Consider the following 980-nt stretch of genomic DNA (forward strand, 5'->3'; position numbering starts at 1 on the left):
AATGAGATTAATAAAGTTGTAGGAGATAGTCTTGTTAAGCAGGATGATGCTACGAAGGTAATCAAGATAGGTGGAGAAAAAGAGGGTAGTGCAATCACAATTGCAAACATGAATGGTGATACACGTAGTCTCTCTGGCGTGAAAGCGGGCACACTTTCTGAAGGTTCGACGGAAGCCGTGAATGGTTCTCAGCTTTATTCCTTGCATCAGACGCTAGCGATGTATTTAGGCGGAGGAGCTAGCTATGAAGGTGGCGAATGGAGGGCTCCGGAATTCAAGGTTGCGCAATTCAATTCTGATGGTAGTTCGTCAGCAAAGAAGATCTATCATGATGTAGCAGGAGCCTTTGATGGTGTTAGTGATGGTATGACGAGTATCAACGACCGTATTCATGATGTTGAGAAGAATGTGGCGAGCAATGGTTTGAATTGGAATGAAGAAGAAGGCGCGTATGATGCGAAGCATGATGGTAAGTCGAGTAAGATTACGCATGTATTGGATGGTAAGATAGAAGAAGGCTCGCAAGAAGTTGTTAATGGTGGTCAGCTTTGGAGCACGAATGAGAGAGTAAAAGATGTTGAAGACAAAGTAGATACGATAGATCAACATGTGAAAAATATTGAAGTAGCGGTAACAGATGGCGTTGTTAACTATGATAAAGATAGTGATGGTAAAAAGACCAATAGCATTACGTTAGTAGGAGGTAATGACAGCGAACCTGTTATGATAGACAATGTAGCGGCAGGGAAGATTGAAACAGGTTCTCAGCAAGCTGTTAATGGTGGTCAGTTACATGATTATACTGAAGAGCAGATGAAGATAGTTCTTGAAGATGCCAATAAGTATACGGATGAGAAAATTAGTGGTCTTGTCAATGATGGTGTTAACGAGTCGAAATCCTATACGGATATGAAGTTTGAGACATTGAATTATGCTATTCAGGATGTTCGGAAAGAAGCAAGACAAGCTGCTGCTATTGG

The 980-nt window shown here is 41.5% G+C and carries 1 pseudogene; it reads left to right on the forward strand.

The window, feature by feature from the left end:
• Positions 1–980, forward strand: a pseudogene (locus tag ACFIML_RS09125) (hypothetical protein); the annotation flags it as partial.

Source organism: Bartonella sp. AC62GZZY, assembly GCF_042196525.1.
Lineage (GTDB): Bacteria > Pseudomonadota > Alphaproteobacteria > Rhizobiales > Rhizobiaceae > Bartonella.